Source organism: Micromonospora sp. HM5-17, assembly GCF_003762835.1.
Lineage (GTDB): Bacteria > Actinomycetota > Actinomycetes > Mycobacteriales > Micromonosporaceae > Plantactinospora.
The window spans coordinates 130833-149705 of sequence record NZ_RJWA01000001.1; the positions used below are offsets into that span (position 1 = coordinate 130833).

The following is an 18873-nucleotide window of genomic DNA, read 5'->3' on the forward strand; positions in this document are numbered from 1 at the left end:
ATCCTCCGTGTCTTCGACTGCCACAACGTCCCCGCCACGGGTGGTCGTGATCGGCCTCGGCGGCACCATCGCCATGACCAGCAGCAACGGCGGCGGTGTCATGCCGGCGCTGTCCGCCCAGCAGCTCGTCGACGCCGTACCCGGACTCGTCGCGACCGGAATCCAGATCGAGGTGGTGGATTTCCGCCGCCGTCCCGGTGCATCCCTCACCTTCGGTGACATCACCGAACTCGCCAACGCCACCACCAACGTACTTGTCCAGGGCGCGGCCGGAGTTGTGGTCACCCAGGGCACGGACACCATCGAAGAGACCGCCTACCTGCTCGACCTGCTCCACCGGCGGCCCGAACCCCTCGTCGTCACCGGGGCCATGCGCAATCCCACGCTGGCCGGCGCGGACGGGCCCGCCAACCTCCTCGCCGCCATCCAGACCGCCGCCTCACCGGCCGCCCGCGAGCAGGGCTGCCTCGTCGTTCTCGCCGACGAGATCCACGCCGCCCGCTGGGTCACCAAGACCCACTCCACCAGCGGCGCCGCCTTCCGCTCGCCGGACACCGGCCCACTCGGGTACGTCCTCGAAGGCGCAACGCGAATGCTGACCCGCGTGCCGTACCGGCTAACCGTCCCCGCTCCCCGCCCCGCCGAGCACGCCACCGTCGGCCTCCACACAGTCACCCTCGACGACAACCCCGCACTCCTCGACGTCATCGGCGCACACGTTGACGGGCTCGTCATCGCCGGCTTCGGCGTTGGCCACGTCCCCGAACCCCTCGTCAACACCCTCACCGCCCTCGCCGGCCGAATTCCTGTCGTGCTCGCCTCCCGCACCTCGGCTGGGCCGACCCTCACCCACACCTACGGATTCCCCGGCTCCGAACAGGACCTCCTCAACCGTGGCCTTATCCCCGCCGGCTGGCTCCACCCCTACAAAGCCCGCATCCTGCTTCACGCCCTGCTCGCCGCCAAAGCGAAGCCGCAGGACATCGCCACAGCCGTCGCCACGGCAGGCGGGCTCAGCGAGCCCACCGCATGGCCCTGGCCCACACCCACCAACGCCGACAACCAACCGGAGGCAAGCCCGGATGCGTAGTCACGACCTCACACCAGGCCGCATGATCGGCGTTGTCTTCGACCACGGCGAGGACTTCTTCACCGCGCTCGCCGACGCCTGCCACATCCATGGCATCAAGCAGGGCTACATCCCCATGTTCATCGCCGGCCTGAGCACGGCGAAGATCGTCGGCACCTGCCAGCGCCTCGACAACCCCGACGCACCCGTCTGGTCACACGTCGACCTGGCTAACATCGAAGCCCTCGGCGGCGGCACCATCGCCTGGGACCAGACCACCCAGACGATCCAACCGCACATCCACATTACCGTCGGCCTCAAGGAACACAGCGCGACCGCCCACACCAGCCACCTACTCGACGCCACCGTCCAGTTCCTCACCGAGATGCTCATCATCGAGATCACCGCGCCGACCATGCACCGGCTCCCGAACCCCGACCTCTACGACGTACCGCAACTGCGATTCGGCCAGTGATCGACCGGCCGGGCAATGCCGCACCGTCGAGCGGGTCGGCGTGAGGAACTGTCCACCGGTCCTATTAAAGACGGGTGGTGAGGTTCCCCCACCGGCCGGACCCAACTGTCACCGAGGTCGACCGGGCAGCACCTGCTCATACACGGCGCGGTGGTTGCCTTTGCCTTTGTAGTCCGAAATAACAGATACACCGTTCTCAACCCAGTCTCCCCGGACGTTGTTGAACCCGAGTGCGGTCCAGGTCGCGTGCGCGGGGCGGTTGTCCGGCTCAGACGTAAGATGAATGCGCCGGCAGCCCCACTCGTTTGCCTGGCGCTTCACTGACTCCAGGAGTGACCGGGCGATGCCGTGCCGACGGCGCCCGGGATCCGTCATCACGTCCTGAACGTAAACCTCAGCGGGGTCGTCCTGCCCTCGGAACGCGATCACCGCCCCGACAACCTGATCTCCCACAACTGCCAGCGGGCAGGTAGAGGAGAACAACCGTGAATACATCCAATAATCGGACGGTCCTCTTAACCGGATATATGGCTGACCCATGGCGAGCAGCTTCTCCAGCCCGGGAACCCGATCGATAGAAAGCGGCACGACATCCATCAGAATTGCCTTCCGTTGCAGCTGTTACGTGCAGCCATCATGTGTGGTTACGACCCGATCCACCTTCCACCCTTGATCTAGATCGGTCAGCCACGGATGGGTAGGGCGTCAGGCGTCAGGCGTTGCTCGGTCGGTTCAGGTCGCCATACCCCGGCTGCCGATGTCAAGGGGGAGGAGGCACCACGCGGCTTGATCATTTGTTGTCGATCGACATCAGGCAGCGTGTCGAAAGTTCGTGTCGGGGGTGTTCGACACGTGCTCACCGGCCTTCACTGGTCGCGTAGCCGACGCGGTGGGAGGGCTGAGAGTTGCTCGACTTCAGGTCGGCGCTGGGGGTTGAGATGAACGCCCACCCCGGTGTCCCTACAGCCACCACCCGGCCCTCGTGGGTGGCCCTGGTAGGCCCCGTCGCCTCGAAACGCTTCCCCGGCCGCACGTGACCTGGGCTCCGTGCGGTCAGGTGAACGGGTGGAGCGCGCCACACGACGCGGCGAACCGTCGACAGCGCTCGACGTGCGGCACGCTCCACCCACAACTGATGGTGGGAGCCTCCGGCCTCGGAAGGTCACCGTCCGAGAGACTCTTCGTTCCCGCTGAGGCTGGTCACGGCCAGCATCTCCCAGGCGTAGATGCGGCGTGCCCGACATAGCTCGACACGACGCTGAAGTCCGCTACCAGCACAGCGGGAATCGCGCGGAGCGTGAGAGGAGTCCAGGGTGCGGTGGTCTATGGAAGAGCCTATGGCGGTGGCAGAACTCAGAGATGTCAGTAGTGGTTGCCATCATGACGCCATGTCGATCAGAGAGAGTGGCCGGTCGCGATTACAAGGACCGGGACTACGGATCAGCTCGCCTGCTCGCCTGGGCGGTATTGATCGTCAAACGGATCTGCCTGACTGGAACGACTGGCTACACGGTCAACTGGATGAGGTGGAGAAGCTACGGTCAGCCCCCGGAGCTGATTGCTGCACTGCCTACGTTGTGATGCCTGACTATGAGGTCGTCACCGAAGACGGGAGGCCCTCATGGCGCGACGCCAATTGGGCACGTGTACGACCGACAAGGTGGCGAGGCTTCCAGCCATGGGGCCCGTGGGAAATCGTTCGTCTCGTAAAGCGCCTACCCGAATGGCATCGCATAATCCAGCGGATCCCTGTGCACCGCACGATCGCCGCCGCAGAACTGGCCGTCGCGATGCAAGCCGTCGTCCGCAGGAACGCCCAGCACGACTATCAGCGGTGGTCACAGGTCATCGACCAAGCCCTCGCAGTCGACCGCTCCGCCTGGCGGCAACTGACGCTTCCGTGCACCAGGCAGGGCCGGATCTGGGTCATGGCCAGACTCCTGAGCATCCTCCAGGACGGACGGTGCGCCGTATGCGGGTATACCAAACCGCTGGAGATCGACCACGACCACGACACGGGGCTCGTTCGAGGCGCGCTGTGCCACACGTGCAACACATTTGAGGGCCGCCGCGACACAGGTAACGTGCCCACCTTCGTCGCATATCGCACCGCTCCGCCAGCGGGCGGCTTCGAGTGGCAGTACAAGCCGCCGCGTAGCAACAAGGCCAAGCCGACGTCCCGCGACCGCAGCGGCGTACGGGAGGCCATGCGCGTCCTCAGTGAGGCGCAGCGCGGACGACTCGTGCCTGACCTGTCGCCCGGGAGTCCAAGCACCGGCTCAAGTGCAGTCGGGGGCCTGTAGCGGATGGCCAGTCAAAGCAGTGCGGGCAGACAGCAGGGCATTGGAACGTCGAGGTGCTGGTGTTCCTGCCGTAGGCGATGATGGCGGGCATGCGGCTGCTCATCCTTGGTGGAACCTGGTTTCTTGGGCGTGCTCTCGGCGAGCTTGCGCTGTCCTCCGGCTGGTCAGTAACCACCTTCAACCGGGGCGTTTCTGCCTCCGACCTGCCCGGCGTGCAGATCGTGCACGGCGATCGGGAACAACCCGAAGACCTGAAACGGTTGGCCGAGCAGGGTCCGTGGGACGCCGTCATCGACACGATCGGCTACGTCCCCGCCCAGGTCTTGACGGCCGCGACCGCGCTGGCCCCGGTCGTCGATCGCTACGTGTTTGTGTCCTCGGTCAACGTCTACACCGGATGGCCGAACGAGCCACTTCACGACGAGTCACCCTTGTTCGACTGCCCACCAGACGCTGATGCGACCTTCGGTGCCGACCTCGGCTACGCCGGCCAGTACGGCACGCTAAAGGCTGGCTGCGAGAACGCCGTCATGCAAGCCGTCGGTCAAAAGCGGGCGATCGTCCTGCGCCCTGGTGTGATCCTCGGCCCACACGAGTACGTTGGTCGCCTGACCTGGTGGCTGACCCGCGCCGCTCGCGGTGGCCAACTCCTGGCACCCGGTCCAGCGGACCGGCCCATCCAGCCGGTCGACGTCCGCGACGTCGCCGCGTTCGCCCTCGCCCGCGCCACTGGGCAGGACTACGGCTCGTTCAACGTCACAGCCCCAATGGGCCACGCCACCTTCGCCGAACTTGTCGACACCTGCATCGGGGTGACCGGCGCCGGCACCCAGCCGGTCTGGACCGATCCCGACTGGCTCGTCAAGCGAGGCGTGCAGCAGTGGACCGAATTGCCTTTGTGGCGTACCCATCGTGGCGTCTGGGCCGTCGACAGCTCCCGCGCGATCGCGGCGGGGCTGGCGTGCAGGCCCCTGTGCGACACCGTCAGCCAGACGTGGGCGTGGATGACCGCTGGCGGCAGTGCCATCACGGGAGAGGGCGAGGCGGGGCGGGCAGCCGACCACGGCATCTCCGCCGTTCGAGAACGCGAGCTGTTGAAGACCTGGCTACAGGACAACTAAACGAGAGATCACACAGAGGGCAGCGCGGGAGGCGTCGGCCGGGCCGCGACGAAGGAGCCCGCCCGTTCGGCGAGCTGGCGCGCCTGGGGCACCTGGTACCACGGGTCCGTGGTCAGCATGTCCCGCATCCGGTCCAGCCGTCCCAGCAGGCCAGTACGTCGCCACTCGGGCGGTGTGGACCACAGCGGCGTCAGCGTGTCCTGCGCGGCGTCCAGCCGCCGGTTGGATAGGTGGCACGTTGCCAGGTCGATTCGGGCCTCGCCCTCGACCGTCGACCAGGGCGGGCCACCCTGCTTCGCCGCCAATCGCAGTGCCTGCGTTGCCGCTGCCGTGGCCTCCTCGGGCCTGTTCACCTGCAACCACGCAGTGCTCGCACAGCGCGCCTGCTGCGACGCGGTGAAGCCGAACTCGCCGCCAATGACATCGTGGAGTACGTCGCTGCCGTCCTGCGAACGGGCGTCGTCGGCCGAGGTGAGCGCAGCGCGGACCTCGTTAACGGCTCCGCGGTGGGCCCACGCCCGCGCCAAAACGCACTGGGCGCGCACTCGAGCAACGCCGGGCGGGGCGATATCTACCGCCGCCGAGGCGTACCGCACCGCCTCCTCATATCGGCCAGTCCAGTACGCGATCGTGGCCTGCATCCCCCGGGCGTAGGCACGGGCTCCGGCGTGGCCGATGATCTCGCCGTAGGTGTCGGCGGCCCGGGCGTACTGCATCGCGGGCGACCACAAGCCCAGGTCAGCAGCCGCACTAGCCAACAATGCCGCCGCCTGCGCGGTGATCAGGTACAACTCGTGCTGCTGGCCGGGCCTTCGGGTGCGCTCCAGTGCCTCGACAGCGAGCCCACGCACCCGCAGTGCCTCGTTGATCGTGACAGCGGGTGTCAGTTGCCCGAAGCCCCGCGCGATCTCGATCGCGTCATCGCGTAGCTGCTCAATCGAAAGGTCCGACACGGCCCTAGCCCCTGTGTCCATCGCGTGCTCGCTGGTCTCCCGCGCGGCGATCATGATCGCCTCCCGCACTTCAACGTACGCTCCGCGCGGATCCTCCACCAATACCGAGTCTTTACTGGCAACACCGGCCGTCGGCACAAACGGACTATCGTGACTGGAATCCCGGCTGGGTGAGCTCGCCTCGGAGATCGTCCGGTGATCGAGGACCGCGCCCCAGCGGGCGTGGCGTGCTGCCTCGGTCTTCTCCTCCCGATGCCTGATCTCGAAGGAGCGGTACTCGTCGTAGCCGGCGATGAGTTCGCCGCCCGCCTGGAGGAGCGACTCGCACTGCACCCAAAAGACCCGGTCCACCACCTGCTCGCCGCGCTCGACCCCGGCGACCGTGCTCCGAGTGCTGTGCACCAGCCGCGCCACGTCATCCTGGATCAGGCCACGCGTCTTGCGCCACGCGGCGAGCCGCCGTCCAAGCGCCCGCTTCACATCCTTGAGTTGCTGCGGATCCACCGGGATGGCCTCCATCGCGATCGGAGGGAGCTGATCACCGCTCGCTACGTTCCCCTAACGGCAAGCTGACATTAACGGATATCAGCGACGGCGGGCGTCCTGGCACCGCGCGCCGAAAAGAGTGGCGAAGATGCACCGCCAACACCGCGTATCCGGACCCGCAAGACGCCCACAGAACGCCGTCCCACTATCTGGGCTTCCAAGCGAACGGGGGACATCATGATCAAAACCCATCCGGACAGGACGGGCCACCGCTGGACGGGCCGGGACGCGAGGGATGCTCGTCGTACGAGCACCCAGCGAGCACCCAACCGTCCACAAGGGACGAAACAAGCAAGGGGCCTGTCTGCCGTTTCGGCAGGTCAGACCCCTGTTGATCTTGTGCGCCCGAAGGGATTCGAACCCCTAACCTTCTGATCCGTAGTCAGATGCTCTATCCGTTGAGCTACGGGCGCGGGTGCCGAGTCAGTCTACACACCCACCTCAGCGCGGAGACTCCGGGATTCGAACCCGGGAGGGGCTTTAAGGCCCCAACCGCATTAGCAGTGCGGCGCCATAGACCAGACTAGGCGAAGTCTCCCTGTGGTCAGCAGACCACGTTCGTCGAGGATACAGGGCGGTCCCTGCCGGGGCAAAGCGGCTTTCCGGACAGCAGGTGACCAGGCCGAACGCCGGCGTCCGAAACCCCCTCGCCGCCCCGTACGGCGATCGTCGTCTATCTCGGCCACGGCGCCGCGCGCGAACCGCGACTAGGCTCACACCGCATGGAGGAGCAGCTCCCCGCCGAGTCTCCACGTCGCCGCCCCCAGTCGAGATCACGCCGCCCGAACCCGACCAGGGCGACCTTCACCCCTCCGCCCGACCCGGACGCGACCGTGACCTCCGACACATCGCCGCCCCTGCCGCGACCACGCACCCGCCAGGGCATACCAGCCGTGATCTTTCAGCCACCCGTCGAACCCGAGCCCTCCACGTCGGCACCGACTGCCGGCCCGGCCACACCGCCTTCCCACCCCGGCGGCGAGGACCGGCCGACGGCGGACGCCGGGGAGATCGATATTTCCGTGGTCCCCGAGCCGGTGGAGGCACCGACCCGGGACGACCCGGGCCCAGAAGACCGCGATCGCGCCGATGGGCCCCGGGCCGGGGACGACGAGCCGGCGATCACCGTGGGGACCGTACAGAAGTCCACCCGCGCACGAGGGACGACCGCGGCGGCGGACCAAGACCGACGGGAACAGCACGACCTCACCGAGCAACCCGGCCCCGCCGATCCGCCGGCGCCGCCGGAGCAACCGGCCGTGCCCACGAGGGCCGCCGCCAGGACGACCGCTGCCAGGAAGACGACCGCCAGGAAGGCCACCGCCCCACGAGCTGCCGAGCAGGCAGCCGTCGCCACGAAGACCACCCGCACGGGAGCGGCCGCGACGAAGGCAACCGCCAGGAAGAAGGCGGCCGTCGCCGGTGCCGAGGCTGCCGGCTCGGCGGTCCGGGAGCCGGCCACGGCGGATCGGGACCCCGCGGTGGCGCAGACCACCGACACGACGGGCGGAGCGGACGAGGAGACGACATCCTGGCGTACGTCATGGTCCGCGCCGCGTCCCTCGCCGGCGCGGTGGGTCCTCGACCACCCCGGCCACGCCCCTGAGCTGATCGCCCTGGCCGCGGTACGGGCATTCGGCCCGGGGGTCCGCGAGTGGGCCGACCAGCTCCGGGTGAGGTACCCGGGCGCCCCGCCCGCCGGCCTCGCCCGCCTCGCCACCCGCCGGTACGTCCGGCTGTCCGCCCTCGGTGCCGCGCTGTCCGTCGGGACCGGGCTGTTCGCGCCCCTCGTCGAACGGGCCGCCGTCGCCTGGGCACAGGTCGAGCTGGCCCTCCGGCTGGCCGCCGCGTACGGCCATGATCCGACCGCCCGTGACCGGGCCGCCGACCTCCTGGTCCTGGCCGGGCGTCACGCGGACCTGTCGAGTGCCCAGGTGGCCCTCGCCGCCGCCGAGAAGGTGATCGCCGAGGCGGAGCGGGTACGCGCCAGCGGCGGCATCGGCATCCCCACCGCGGACGGCCCGGACCAGCCCACCACGACCGGCTGGTGGCCCACCGCGGCGACCTTCACCGGCAGCGCGGAATGGCTGGCCCTCCGCCTGCTCGCCCGGCAGGTCCCCGGCCTGACCGGCCTGCTCGCGGGGTTGACGGGTGCGCGCGCCACCGAACGCTTCGCCGCCCGCGCCGTCGCCCACTACCGGACGCTCGGCGGTCAGAGCCAGTCGAACCAGCTCTCGGGCAGCAGCGCGTAGCCGACGAAGGCCACCACGTCCAACAGGGTGTGGGCGACGACCAGTGGCAGCACCCGTCGGGTACGCAGGAAGAAGAGCCCGAAGACGACGCCCATCACCGCGTTGCCGACGAAGGCGCCGAAGCCCTGGTAGAGGTGGTACGAGCCGCGTAGCACCGCGCTGGCCGCGATCACGGCGCCGAGTCGCCACCCGAGCTGCCGTAGCCGGGTCACCAGGTACCCGACCACGACGACCTCCTCCAGGATCGCGTTCTGCGCGGCGGAGAGGATCAGCACCGGAATCGCCCACCAGATCTGCGGCAGGTCCGCGGGGACCACTGTCGCGTTGAGACCGAGGCGGGCGGCCAGCCAGAACAGGCCAAGCCCGGGGAGTCCGATCACGGCGGCCAGCGCCGCCCCCCAGGCGAGGTCGTGGCCCGGGCGGCGGGCGTCCAGGCCGAGCCGGGCCCGCGCGCCGCCCGCTTCGGTCGTACCCGGGTCGACCGCCCGGTCGAGGGCGACGGCCAGGCCGGGGACCCGCCCCGGGTCGAGGTGCCCGTCCGGGTCCGGCGCCCGGTCCCGGTTCAGCAGGTGTACGGCGAGGAGCACCGGCACCAGCGCGAACAGGATCCCCAGCAGTTGGTAGGTGAGGTCCAGCCAGGGGCGGGGCGACTGGGACGCGTTCAGGGTGGCGGTCTGCTGCGAGAGGGGCCGGTCGGCGGTGAGCCGGGCGATGATCGTCACCGCCGAGTAGACCGCGGACTGCCCCAGCGACACCCCGAGAACCAGAAGCACCTCCGGGCCGAGAATCCGGCGGGTCGGTGGTCGGGCGAGATCAACCGTCACCCGACCACTGTGCCCGATCGGAGCGGCCGCCGCGGCCCTCTGGCGGGTCCGACCGTCGTGACCGTCGGCGGGATCCGGCCGCCCCGACCCCGTGTCGGGCCGCCGACTCCGACCGACTCCGCCGTACCCGACCCGGATCGCACATTCTGTGCGACCACCATCAACGCTGAGTACTCATCCTGGTCTCTGCGGCGTCCGACCCGCCCGGGTCCCGGCCTCGCCGTGTGCCCCGACGGGAAGGTCTCATGGACAACCTCGCGCAGTTCCTGAGGGAGAGCTGGAGCCCCGTCGACGGGCAGCGGAACCGGCTGCTGGAGGCGACCATCACCGCCATCCGGGCCACCCCCTCTCCCCCCAAGCCGGGTCTCGTGCCCTGCCGGTAGGGCACGAGACCCGGCTTCCCCTCTCGGTGGGGGAAGGTCAGTACCGCCACGGGTTGCCGCTGTCCCGGTACTCCTCGATCGGCACCAGCGGAACGTCGGGATCCATCCGGTCGACGTAGAGCCGGCCCTCCAGGTGGTCCACCTCGTGCGCCACCAGCCGCGCCATCGCGAGTTCGAACGACGTGATCACCCGGGAGCCGTCCCACCGGGCGTGCTCGACGTCGAGGCGCAGCGGCCGGGAGACGAGACCGCGGAGGTCGAACAGCGAGAGGCAGCCCTCGTACTGCTCGTCGGTCTCCAGGGCGGCGTCGACGACCCGGGGGTTGAGCAGGACGACTGGCTCGGCGTCCCGGTCCGGCGGGCGGACCAGCGCGGCGGCCCACGGCAGCCCGATCTGCGGCGCGGCCAGCCCGACGCCCTTGCTGAACGGGTGTAGTTCGGCGAGGCGGTCCATGGCGGCCCGGAGCCGGGCGACGACGTCGCGGGCGGTCGCCTCGTCGCGCGGCAGGTCGAACTGCCGGGCCGGCTGCCGGAGCAGTTCCGCGCCGAGTTGGACGATCCCGGCGGCCCGCATCCGGTCGCTGGCCCGAGGCGTCGGCTCCGCCGGAGCCGGTGGGGGCGCGGGCGGCTGGGCACGGTACCGCCACTCGAGCCGGTAGCGGGCGTTCAGCGGCGGATCGTCGGTCGACCACTCGAAGAGCGCCCGGCCGTCGGAGTCCCGCCGGACCAGCGGGGTACGCAGCGGCCCCTCCTCGGCCGACAGCGAGATCTCCACTCCCCAGACCTGGGGGTCGAGCTCCAGCGGCAGGTCGAGCCGGAGCGCGAGCCGCCGGGTCGGCAGGCGGACGGCCCGCTGGAACCACTGGCCCCACTTGTCCTGGCTGACCCGGTACGAGTACTCCGTGGTGACCCGCTGGCCCGGATACAGCGGGAAGCGCCCCTCGGAGTTCTCGAAGAGGAGCCACACCTCCTTGAACGCGTCCCGGTCGTGCTTCTTGCGCCACTCCATCGGCTCGCGGTTGCCCTGGTCGTCGCAGTACGCCTGCAGGTCCAGCTCCGCGAAGGTGAGCGGGTTCTCCCGGTGGTGCCGGTTGGAGCGCGCCGGGTCGTTGGGGTACCGGTCGACGGCGATCCGGACCAGGTACCGGGTCACCGGCTCGGTGCCGGCGTTGTAGAGTGCCCGCCGGATCACGCACCGGTACGCGTCGTCGTGGAAGGCGAGGGTGGCGGTCTCCTGCTCCACGATCAACCCTGTGCCGGGCGGCATCCACTGCTCGGGCACCGGAGGATCACGGTGGGCCGCACCGGCTCGGGCCTGGCGGAGTTCGTCGTACTCCTGGAAGCGCTGCCAGATGGCGCCGGAGGCGCCGAGCACGGCCTCCGCGCGACGGGCGAAATCCTCCGTCGGGCGGTGGCGGCGGCCCTCGACATGGCTGACGTACGACGGGTCGAAACCCATTCGGGCCGCGAGCTGCTTCTTGGTCATGCCCCGCTCAACCCGTCGGCGGGACAGCTCGGCCGCGAACGAGTCGGCAGCCCGTTCGATAGGCGAGGTCGTCATCACTTTCCTCTGGCCGGGAATCTCAGTCTGCCGGCCAAGCCGCTCAGTCTGACAAAACTGGCGCGTTGGCGACAGTAACTTGACATCTCGCCTGAGACAGGTGACCCTGCGCCACCCCCGGACGAGCAGCCCCGAACCGGCCACGAGCCGGAGGCACGGGCGGCGGGTTCCGACCGGCCACCGGGCGACCACGATCGACCACCGGCCGCGGGACGGCCCGATTAGCCCCGGCGCCGCCGGGGAACATCCCGGTTGACACCCGGGGCCACCCCAACTCTGGTTAGCCTTGCCTTAGTAGGCTAGGGTGACGATCGGTTAATCAAGCGGAGGGTGGATTCCGTGGCAGTGCTGGTATCGAAGCAGGCCAGGCCCGTTGCGGCCGGCACACCCGACGCTCAGACGGGCGCCACCCCGCGACGGATTGGTGACTACGCGTGACTGTCCTCGCCGGCGACCGTACCGCCGCACCGCTCGCCCCGGTGACCGCCACGCTGCACGCCGCCTTCGGCACCGACGATCTGCCCGGGCTGGCCAGCGGCCTGTTCGTCTCCGACGACCTCGGCTGGGTCCCCGCCACGGAGCTCGTCGACGGCGCCCGCCTCCCCGAGATCCTGGCCGTCGCCCGGCAGCGCTGGAGCGCGACCCCACACGCCGCCGCGGCGCTGACCTGGAAGGGCTACGCCTACTGGCTGTGCCTGCCGGTCGTGCTGGGCTGGGCCTCCGCCCGCCGGGTGCCGCTGCTACACCCGGAGGACGTCCTGGTCCGCGTGGAGGAGCACCGCCCACTGCTCAGGCTCGGGCTGCGCCGTACCACCACGGTCGCCGTGCTGCCCTCCGACCCGCTCGCCCTGGCCAACCTCCCCGAGGTCCGGGTCGTGGCCGGCGAGGCGGACCTCCTGGCCGCGCTCCGCGCCTCGCTGCTCGACGCGCACCTCGCCCCGATGCTCGACGCGCTCCACGCCCAGGTCCGGCTCGGCGCCCGTACGCTCCTCGGCTCGGTGGCGTCCGGGGTGGCACACGGCGTACTGCGGGCCGCCGACTCCCTCCCGGGCAGCTCGGCAGAGACGATCAGTACGCTGCTGGAGACGCTCGGCGTGGCGGATCTGGTCGACCTCGTACCCGGACCGACCGGGGAACTGACCGTGCAGCGCAGGACGTGCTGCCTCGCCTTCACCCTCCCGCAGCCGAAAATCTGCGCGGGCTGCTGCCTCCGGACCGCCTGACCCGACCGACGCGCCGGACGGCGACGCCCGGCGGACCTGGCCGAGGGCAATGCTCGGGGGCCAGGGCGGCGCCGACCCGGCCGCGCGGCCATGGCGGGGCGCCGCGACCCTACCGGCCTGGAACCGACACCGGGTCGTAATCGGGTCGACACGACCCGCGAGCACCCGCGGGATATGGTCGGGTGTGGTCTGGTAACAAAACGCCCCCGAACTGGTCACAACCGAAGTGCAAGTCATGAGTTCGGCTCGCACGAGTGCCCCAATTTCCCTACGGTCGTCGTAGATGGTTCACTCTGTCGGTCCAGTGCAGGTCGAGTCAGAGCGTGAGGAATCGACGCATGGCAGAAATAACCGGAGATCAGCGGGTTCAGGAAGAGGTCCTCGAGGGCCTCGCCACCGCCGTCAACCACCGGCGCTGGTTCGTCGAGCTTGCCCTGCCGTACCTCGGTGACAACCCGATCGAGATCGGCAGCGGCCTGGGCGACTACGCGATCGAGTGGGCACCGTTCCTGCAGCGCTTCACCGCGACCGAGGCCGACCCGGACCGGCTTATCGCACTCAAGGAGCGGCTCTCCAGCGAACCCAACATCGAGGTACGGGAGATGCTGCTGCCGACCACCGAGCACGGCGACTACAGCGCGGCCGTCTCGTACAACGTGCTGGAGCACATCGAGGACCACGTCGGAGCGTTGCGCAGCATGCGCAACCTGGTCCGGCCCGGCGGCGCGATCGTGCTGATCGTTCCGGCCTTCGAGTTCGCGATGGGTCCGGCCGACATCGCCACCGGACACGTCCGACGCTACACCAAGAAGACCCTGCGGGCCGCGCTCGAGGAGGCGGGCCTCGAGGTCGAGATCCTGCACTACGCCAACGCGCTCGGCCTGATCGGCTACTACATGGCGACCAACGTCTTCCGGCTCATGCCCAAGGAGGGTCCGATGGTCAAGCTGTACGACACCCTCGTCCTCCCGGTCACCAAGGCCGCCGAGCGCGTGATCCGCCCGCCGTTCGGCCAGTCGGTCTTCGCCGTCGCCCGGGTCCCCGCCTGACGCATCGCCCGTCCGCGGCTACCCGTCGCACGATGCCCAGCGCACCCACCGCCGCGTGCGCTGAGCCCTGCCGCGGACGCTCCGCCGGCCGATGACGGACGGGCCGGCCCCCATTCGGGACGCCGGCCCGACACCGATCACGCCTTGACCTGGTACGTCGGACGGATCACCGCCCGGGCCAGGGTGTGGAAGGTCAGGTTGAACCCGACGTACGCCGGGCTCGCCTCCGGCGTGACGTCGAGTTTCTCCACGTCGAGGGCGTGCACGGCGAAGACGTACCGGTGTGGACGGTCCCCGGCCGGCGGTGCCGAACCCCCGTACTGCTGCTCGCCGTAGTCGTTGCGGACGCTGAACGCACCCGTCAGACCCGCCGACGAACTGCTTCCCGCGCCCCGGGGCAGTTCGGTCACCCCGGCCGGGACGTTGACCAGGACCCAGTGCCAGAACCCGCTGCCGGTGGGAGCGTCGGGGTCGTAGCAGGTCACCGCGAAGCTGCGGGTCTCGGCCGGGAATCCGGACCAGGCGAGCTGTGGGGAGAGGTTCTGCCCGCCCACGCTCGGGTGTGCGAACTCCACCGGCATCTGCGCGCCGTCCTGGACGTCCGCGCTGGTCAGCGTGAACTCTGGTACGGGCGGCAGCACGGCGTACGGGTCGGGTGGGATCGGTCGGTCCAGGGTCATCGAACGGTCCTTCCAGCTCGATCAGGTCACCGGCGCCGGTCACCGGGGCGCCGGACTCCGTGCCCCTTTCTACCCGTTCACTGCCCCGGCACCCGCCCCGCGCCACTCCCGCCGCGTCGACCGATCCGCGCGCCGTGCCGCTCAGTGCGGTCCGTGTCCCAGCGGCTGGCCGCCGGCGCCGGCTGGTCCGCCGTCCCGGCCCCCGCCGTCCGGAAAGCCGTGCCCCGCGCCGGCGTCCCGGTCGGCCGCACGCCGTAGCTCGGCGGCGCTGACCCCGGGCGGTGGTACGGCTGCGCGTCGGTGGATCTGCACCGACAGCGGCGGTCGCGGCGGCACCGGTGCGACCCGGGACAGGTAGCCCTGAGCCACCGCCCGGGCCTCGCAGTGAAGCACGCCGCAGACCGGGCAGATGCCCTCGCGGTCGGGCGCGTGATCGGCGACGATCCGCCGGGCGACCAGGATCAGGCGGTTGCGAACCTGGGCCGGGGACAGCAGTGGCTCCATGCCCTCGTTCCTCCCGGCCCCGCCCCGGCGGCCGCCCATCGGCAAACAGGTCGCCACCGATCAGAACGAGCCATACGCAGGATAACTAACCGACTACCTTCCGTAGGGTAGTGGATGTGGCGGCGGTTCCGTCAAGCCGCGGCGCCGTGGGCCCCGGATGGCGACCGAGCGGTGGAGCGGGCCGGGCACCGCCGCCCCGGCGCCACGGTCAACGCCAGCGCCCGGCTGCTGCTCCGACGGCCACCGACGGAGTCGACGGACGGCCAGCCCGATCCCGACCACGGCATATCCGCCGAGCACGAGCAACCCGGCCCACCAGGGCAGCGGGAAGTAGCCGGCCGACGGCGCGTAGTGCGCCACCATCTGCGGATACTCCTGGATCGTCTGCTGCACGGCGAACCCGGCCGCCGGGGTGGCCGTCAGCAGCCAGTCGGCCACGCCGTCGGGCAGCAGCGGCAGCGCCGCCACCACGTACGGGAGGACGACCGTCGTGAGCGCGCCGAGGACCGCCACCCAGGTGCGCCGCGCCAGCGTACCGAGGGCGACCGCCAGCACCGCGGAGCCGGCGAACAGCACCGCGACGCCGACGACGAGCCGCAGCTGCGTGGGTACCGGTACCGCGGGCACGCTGCCACCGGCGGCCCGCAGCCCGGCCGGCACCGCGACGCCGGCCGCGACCAGCCCGGCGAGGAAGGCGACCGCACCGGTCACCCCGGCCCGCACGGTCAGGAGCCGGAGGTCGGCCGGGGTGGCGTCGGCCTGGTCCGCCCGGCGCCGGTCGGCCGCGAACCGTACCGCCACCGGCAGCACGATGCCCAGCCCGACGGCGAGACCGACGAGGGCGTCTTTCGGGGCGTACCCGCCCTCGGTACCGAGCGGTCCGATGTCGCCGGATCCGGTGATCGTGTACGTCCCACCGGACTCGACGAACCCCGGTGCCCGGTGATACCTCTCCCAGTCGGTACGCCCGAGTTCGCCGACCCCGCCGTGGCTCCACTCGCCGTCCGGCGCGTCACCGGCCAGGCTGACGTTGTCGAACACGGCGCTGGCCTGTGTGAAGCGCGACTGCGGACACGATCGACGGCCTGCTCGCCCGGCTGGAGTCGTCCTTCGCCGCCCAGCGCCGGTTCGTCGCGAACGCGTCGCACGAACTGCGTACGCCGCTGGCCACCATGCGCGCCGCGCTCGACGTGGCCGTGGCCAAGCCGGATCCACCTGCCCAGACGGTCGCGCTGGCGAACCGGCTGCGCACCGAACTCGACCGGATGGACCGCCTGCTGGAGAACTTCCTCGTGCTCGCCCGCGCCCAGCACGGCGAGTTCGCCGACCGCGGTCCGGTCCACCTCGGCGACCTGCTGGACGCGACGGTGGCCGCCCGGGCCGCCGACATCGCCCGGCGGAACCTGACCGTCCTGGACGACGGCGGCCCGGACCCCGCCTGGACCGAGGGCAGCCGGGCCCTGCTGGCCCGGATGGCGGAGAACCTCGTCGACAACGCGATCGTGCACAACGTGGACGGCGGCTGGCTCCGGGTCGCGACGCGGGGCGGACCGGGGCCGGTGCGGCTCGTCCTGGAGACGGGCGGGCCCGTCCTCGACCAGGAGCAGGTCGCCCGGCTCGCCCGCCCCTTCGAGCGGCTGGTGGCGGAGCGGACCGCTTCGGATCGCGGTGCCGGCCTCGGGCTGTCGATCGTCGCGGCCATCGTCGAGGCGCACGGTGGCCGGCTGGAGCTGTACGCCCGCCCCGAGGGCGGGTTGCGGGTCACCGTCACCCTGCCGGCGGCCGCCGTACCGGAGGGTGTGCCGAGGTGAGGGTGCTGGTGGTCGAGGACGCGCGCTCGCTGGCCGAGGTGCTCGCCGAGGGGCTGCGCGACCAGGGCATGGCGGTCGACGTCGCCCACGACGGGCTGACCGCGGCCGACAAGATCAGCGTGAACACGTACGACGTGGTCGTCCTCGACCGGGACCTGCCCCGGCTGCACGGCGACACGCTCTGTCAAATGATCACCGAACGCGACGACCGCGCGATGGTGTTGATGCTGACCGCGGCCGGATCACCCGGAGACCGGGTCAGCGGCCTCACCCTGGGCGCCGACGACTACCTCGGCAAGCCCTTCCACTTTCCGGAGCTGATCCTGCGGATCCGGGCCCTGGCCCGCCGCCGCCCCACCGCCCGCGCCCGCACGCTACGGGCGGCCGGCATCGAACTCGATCCGATCCGCCGTACGGCGACCCGGGACGGCCGGCAACTCAACCTCTCGGTCAAGGAGTTCGCCCTGCTGGAGGCGCTGCTGACGGCCAGCCCCGGCTTCCTGAGCGCCGAGGACCTGCTCGAACGGGTCTGGGACGAGCACGCCGACCCGTTCACCAACACCGTCGCGGTGACCATCGGCCGGCTACGCCGCAAGCTGGGCGACCCGCCGATCGTCACCACCCTGCCGGGGGTGGGTTACCGCATCGCCGATCCCATCACCCCGGACGATCAGCGCGCGAGCGACGCCGCACCGCGATGAGCGGCGTACCGGCCGAGACCAGGACCGAGCCTGAGCATGACGCGGGTTGTGCGGCCGGAGTCCTGCGAGGCCGGCCCGACCCAATTTCTAGCCAGATCCGCGGGCGTTCCAGCGCAGCCTCGGCCGCCGGGTTCAGGTGTCGCCGCTCCGGCCGGCCGGACACCCGCCGGGCCTCGTCGAGGATCCGCTGCCGGGCTGCCGCCGCTTCCGCCGCCTGGACGTCGGCCGCCGCCTGAGCCGCCCGCTTCGCATCGCGCTCCCGCCAGCGAGACCACCAGCGTGTCCAGTAACCCATCTCGCATCCCTTCCGTCCATCCATCCGTTGGGGAGAGGCCGGTCCGACGGTCGGGGGGAAGACCCGTCGGACCAGCCAGAGCGGACGCGGCGCGCGGCCGGAGGCTGAGGAGTTCGCGCTCACCGCATCCAGGTACGGACCGTACGGAGACGATTGCGTCGCGAACACGACGTTCGGCGGACGGCCGGGACGTTTCGCCGTTACAGTCCGCAGACGTCCTCAACGTCACCCACGGAGGCTTCCCGTGCCGAATGACGCACTCCGTACCGCCTTGGCCGATGCGAAGATGAGCGAGGCAGACCTTGCTCGCCGGATCGGCGTCGACGAGAAGACGGTCTCTCGGTGGGTCTCGCTGGGGCGGGTTCCCCACCCCCGGCACCGGTGGGCCGCTGCGGCCGCCCTGGATGTGGAGGAAGAGATGCTATGGCCCGACTCCGTGCGCGCCAACGTCAAAACCGGATATGATCGGGAGATCGTCAGCGCCTTTCCGCATCGCAGCCTCATACCCCGAACCCTGTGGCGAGATCTGATCAGCGGAGCCCGGCGCGAGCTGGTGTTCGCGGGATACACGAACTACTTCCTGTGGCTGGACCTGCCCAACCTGCGAAGCGCGTTGCGGCGCCGAGCCGAGGCAGGGGTCCACATTCGCTGGCTGGTCGGCGACCCGGACTCACCGGTGACGGCGCAGCGAGAGGAGGTTGAAGGCGTTCCGCTGACGCCCTCGACCCGGATCAGGGTGACGCTGGACGAGCTGGGCAAGCTACGTGACGCCGCGCCGTCGGTGGCTGGCCGCTTCTCCGACCGGCACCTCGCGATGAGCCTGTTCCGGTTCGACGCGGACATGCTCGTCTGCACCCACCTGGCCGACCAGATGGGCCATGACTCACCGACATTCCACCTGCGGCGCCGGCAGGACGGCGGACTGTTCGACCGGTACGCCGCCCATATCGAGTATCTGTGGGAGACCGGCCGGGACATCTGGCCTGCCCCGCCGACCAGCTCGACGCCATGAAACGACGAGCACACCCAGCCGGCGAGGAGACCGACGCCGACTGATCCACCGCGCGCTGTAGCCCCACACGACTGGATCAAGACCGATTGGCTATCGCGCGTCCGATGGACG

18 protein-coding genes and 2 tRNA genes are annotated in these 18873 nt (G+C 70.4%); 11 read left to right on the forward strand and 9 right to left on the reverse strand.

Translation table 11 applies throughout. The annotated features are described in order from the left end of the window. Positions 1–7: 7 nt before the first annotated feature. Both EF879_RS00620 and EF879_RS00625 read left to right on the forward strand, forming a co-directional pair. Positions 8–1090: an asparaginase gene (locus EF879_RS00620; protein ID WP_255420885.1), complete on the forward strand. Its 1083-nt coding sequence runs from the start codon at positions 8–10 to the stop codon at positions 1088–1090. Continuing rightward, entirely contained in the window at positions 1083–1544 is a 462-nt protein-coding gene (locus EF879_RS00625) for a PPC domain-containing DNA-binding protein (protein ID WP_123553639.1), read from the forward strand. Before EF879_RS00620 ends, EF879_RS00625 begins: the two co-directional genes overlap by 8 nt. Positions 1545–1652: 108 nt before the next feature. Here EF879_RS00625 and EF879_RS00630 read toward each other — a convergent pair whose 3' ends face one another. After that, complete coding sequence (locus EF879_RS00630; RefSeq protein ID WP_123553641.1) at positions 1653–2141, reverse strand: GNAT family N-acetyltransferase; 489 nt, start codon at positions 2139–2141, stop codon at positions 1653–1655. 1154 nt (positions 2142–3295) lie between these two features. Between EF879_RS00630 and EF879_RS00635 the strand changes: the two genes are divergently transcribed. Beyond that, positions 3296–3847 carry an endonuclease domain-containing protein gene (locus EF879_RS00635; protein ID WP_199736087.1) on the forward strand — a complete coding sequence of 184 codons (552 nt, stop codon included), beginning with the start codon at positions 3296–3298 and terminating at the stop codon, positions 3845–3847. Between the two features lie 89 nt (positions 3848–3936). Further along, entirely contained in the window at positions 3937–4968 is a 1032-nt protein-coding gene (locus EF879_RS00640) for an NAD-dependent epimerase/dehydratase family protein (RefSeq protein ID WP_123555162.1), read from the forward strand. An 8-nt stretch (positions 4969–4976) separates the two neighbouring features. On the opposite strand, the gene EF879_RS27460 is transcribed toward EF879_RS00640, so the two are convergent. The 3 genes from EF879_RS27460 to EF879_RS00655 form a co-directional block, all read right to left on the reverse strand. After that, positions 4977–6425, reverse strand: coding sequence for a helix-turn-helix domain-containing protein (locus EF879_RS27460; RefSeq protein ID WP_199736088.1), 1449 nt, complete (start codon positions 6423–6425; stop codon positions 4977–4979). Between the two features lie 382 nt (positions 6426–6807). Then, positions 6808–6880, reverse strand: a tRNA-Arg gene (locus EF879_RS00650). 34 nt (positions 6881–6914) lie between these two features. Further along, positions 6915–7005, reverse strand: a tRNA-Ser gene (locus EF879_RS00655). Between the two features lie 721 nt (positions 7006–7726). Between EF879_RS00655 and EF879_RS00660 the strand changes: the two genes are divergently transcribed. Then, the gene (locus EF879_RS00660) at positions 7727–8719 is read left to right on the forward strand and encodes a hypothetical protein (RefSeq protein ID WP_148086326.1); all 993 of its coding nucleotides are present in this window, start codon (positions 7727–7729) and stop codon (positions 8717–8719) included. Here EF879_RS00660 and EF879_RS00665 read toward each other — a convergent pair. After that, on the reverse strand, positions 8680–9543 hold the full coding sequence (locus EF879_RS00665; RefSeq protein WP_123553645.1) for a CPBP family intramembrane glutamic endopeptidase: 864 nt from the start codon (positions 9541–9543) through the stop codon (positions 8680–8682). The genes EF879_RS00660 and EF879_RS00665 overlap by 40 nt on opposite strands. 245 nt (positions 9544–9788) lie before the next feature. Here EF879_RS00665 and EF879_RS27125 point away from each other — a divergent pair, with 245 nt between their 5' ends. After that, positions 9789–9926 carry a hypothetical protein gene (locus EF879_RS27125; RefSeq protein ID WP_158624084.1) on the forward strand — a complete coding sequence of 46 codons (138 nt, stop codon included), beginning with the start codon at positions 9789–9791 and terminating at the stop codon, positions 9924–9926. Between the two features lie 37 nt (positions 9927–9963). Here the strand turns inward: EF879_RS27125 and EF879_RS00670 are convergent, their stop codons facing one another. Next, the gene (locus tag EF879_RS00670) at positions 9964–11487 is read right to left on the reverse strand and encodes a peptide deformylase (RefSeq protein WP_123553647.1); all 1524 of its coding nucleotides are present in this window, start codon (positions 11485–11487) and stop codon (positions 9964–9966) included. Positions 11488–11921: 434 nt separating this feature from the next. Here EF879_RS00670 and EF879_RS00675 point away from each other — a divergent pair, with 434 nt between their 5' ends. Then, positions 11922–12710 (forward strand): IucA/IucC family C-terminal-domain containing protein, encoded by a 789-nt coding sequence (locus EF879_RS00675; RefSeq protein ID WP_123553649.1) that lies wholly within the window; start codon positions 11922–11924, stop codon positions 12708–12710. 338 nt (positions 12711–13048) lie between these two features. Further along, a complete protein-coding gene (locus EF879_RS00680; RefSeq protein ID WP_123553651.1) occupies positions 13049–13759 on the forward strand; it encodes a class I SAM-dependent methyltransferase in 711 nt (236 codons plus the stop codon). 137 nt (positions 13760–13896) lie between these two features. On the opposite strand, the gene EF879_RS00685 is transcribed toward EF879_RS00680, so the two are convergent. The 3 genes from EF879_RS00685 to EF879_RS00695 all read right to left on the reverse strand — a co-directional run bounded on the left by EF879_RS00685 (position 13897) and on the right by EF879_RS00695 (position 15984). Then, complete coding sequence (locus EF879_RS00685; protein WP_123553653.1) at positions 13897–14439, reverse strand: YbhB/YbcL family Raf kinase inhibitor-like protein; 543 nt, start codon at positions 14437–14439, stop codon at positions 13897–13899. Positions 14440–14580: 141 nt separating this feature from the next. Further along, entirely contained in the window at positions 14581–14943 is a 363-nt protein-coding gene (locus tag EF879_RS00690; RefSeq protein ID WP_148086327.1) for a hypothetical protein, read from the reverse strand. A gap of 93 nt (positions 14944–15036) precedes the next feature. Continuing rightward, the gene (locus tag EF879_RS00695) at positions 15037–15984 is read right to left on the reverse strand and encodes a hypothetical protein (RefSeq protein ID WP_123553657.1); all 948 of its coding nucleotides are present in this window, start codon (positions 15982–15984) and stop codon (positions 15037–15039) included. 56 nt (positions 15985–16040) lie between these two features. On the opposite strand from EF879_RS00695, the gene EF879_RS00700 reads away from it, so the two are divergent. The 3 genes from EF879_RS00700 to EF879_RS00710 all read left to right on the forward strand — a co-directional run bounded on the left by EF879_RS00700 (position 16041) and on the right by EF879_RS00710 (position 18762). After that, the gene (locus EF879_RS00700; RefSeq protein ID WP_255420895.1) at positions 16041–16754 is read left to right on the forward strand and encodes a sensor histidine kinase KdpD; all 714 of its coding nucleotides are present in this window, start codon (positions 16041–16043) and stop codon (positions 16752–16754) included. Beyond that, positions 16751–17455: a response regulator transcription factor gene (locus EF879_RS00705; protein ID WP_199736089.1), complete on the forward strand. Its 705-nt coding sequence runs from the start codon at positions 16751–16753 to the stop codon at positions 17453–17455. Before EF879_RS00700 ends, EF879_RS00705 begins: the two co-directional genes overlap by 4 nt. A 566-nt stretch (positions 17456–18021) precedes the next feature. Further along, positions 18022–18762, forward strand: a complete 741-nt coding sequence (locus tag EF879_RS00710) for a helix-turn-helix transcriptional regulator (protein ID WP_233604144.1) — start codon at positions 18022–18024, stop codon at positions 18760–18762. Positions 18763–18873 lie beyond the last annotated feature (111 nt).

Excerpts from the sequence above, each read along its gene's own strand:
- EF879_RS00625 (WP_123553639.1), top strand. The coding sequence starts at position 1,083 with ATGCGTAGTCACGACCTCACACCAGGCCGCATGATCGGCGTTGTCTTC.
- EF879_RS00630 (WP_123553641.1), bottom strand. The coding sequence starts at position 2,141 with ATGGATGTCGTGCCGCTTTCTATCGATCGGGTTCCCGGGCTGGAGAAG.
- EF879_RS00640 (WP_123555162.1), top strand. The coding sequence starts at position 3,937 with ATGCGGCTGCTCATCCTTGGTGGAACCTGGTTTCTTGGGCGTGCTCTC.
- EF879_RS27125 (WP_158624084.1), top strand. The coding sequence starts at position 9,789 with ATGGACAACCTCGCGCAGTTCCTGAGGGAGAGCTGGAGCCCCGTCGAC.
- EF879_RS00670 (WP_123553647.1), bottom strand. The coding sequence starts at position 11,487 with ATGACGACCTCGCCTATCGAACGGGCTGCCGACTCGTTCGCGGCCGAG.
- EF879_RS00680 (WP_123553651.1), top strand. The coding sequence starts at position 13,049 with ATGGCAGAAATAACCGGAGATCAGCGGGTTCAGGAAGAGGTCCTCGAG.
- EF879_RS00685 (WP_123553653.1), bottom strand. The coding sequence starts at position 14,439 with ATGACCCTGGACCGACCGATCCCACCCGACCCGTACGCCGTGCTGCCG.
- EF879_RS00690 (WP_148086327.1), bottom strand. The coding sequence starts at position 14,943 with ATGGAGCCACTGCTGTCCCCGGCCCAGGTTCGCAACCGCCTGATCCTG.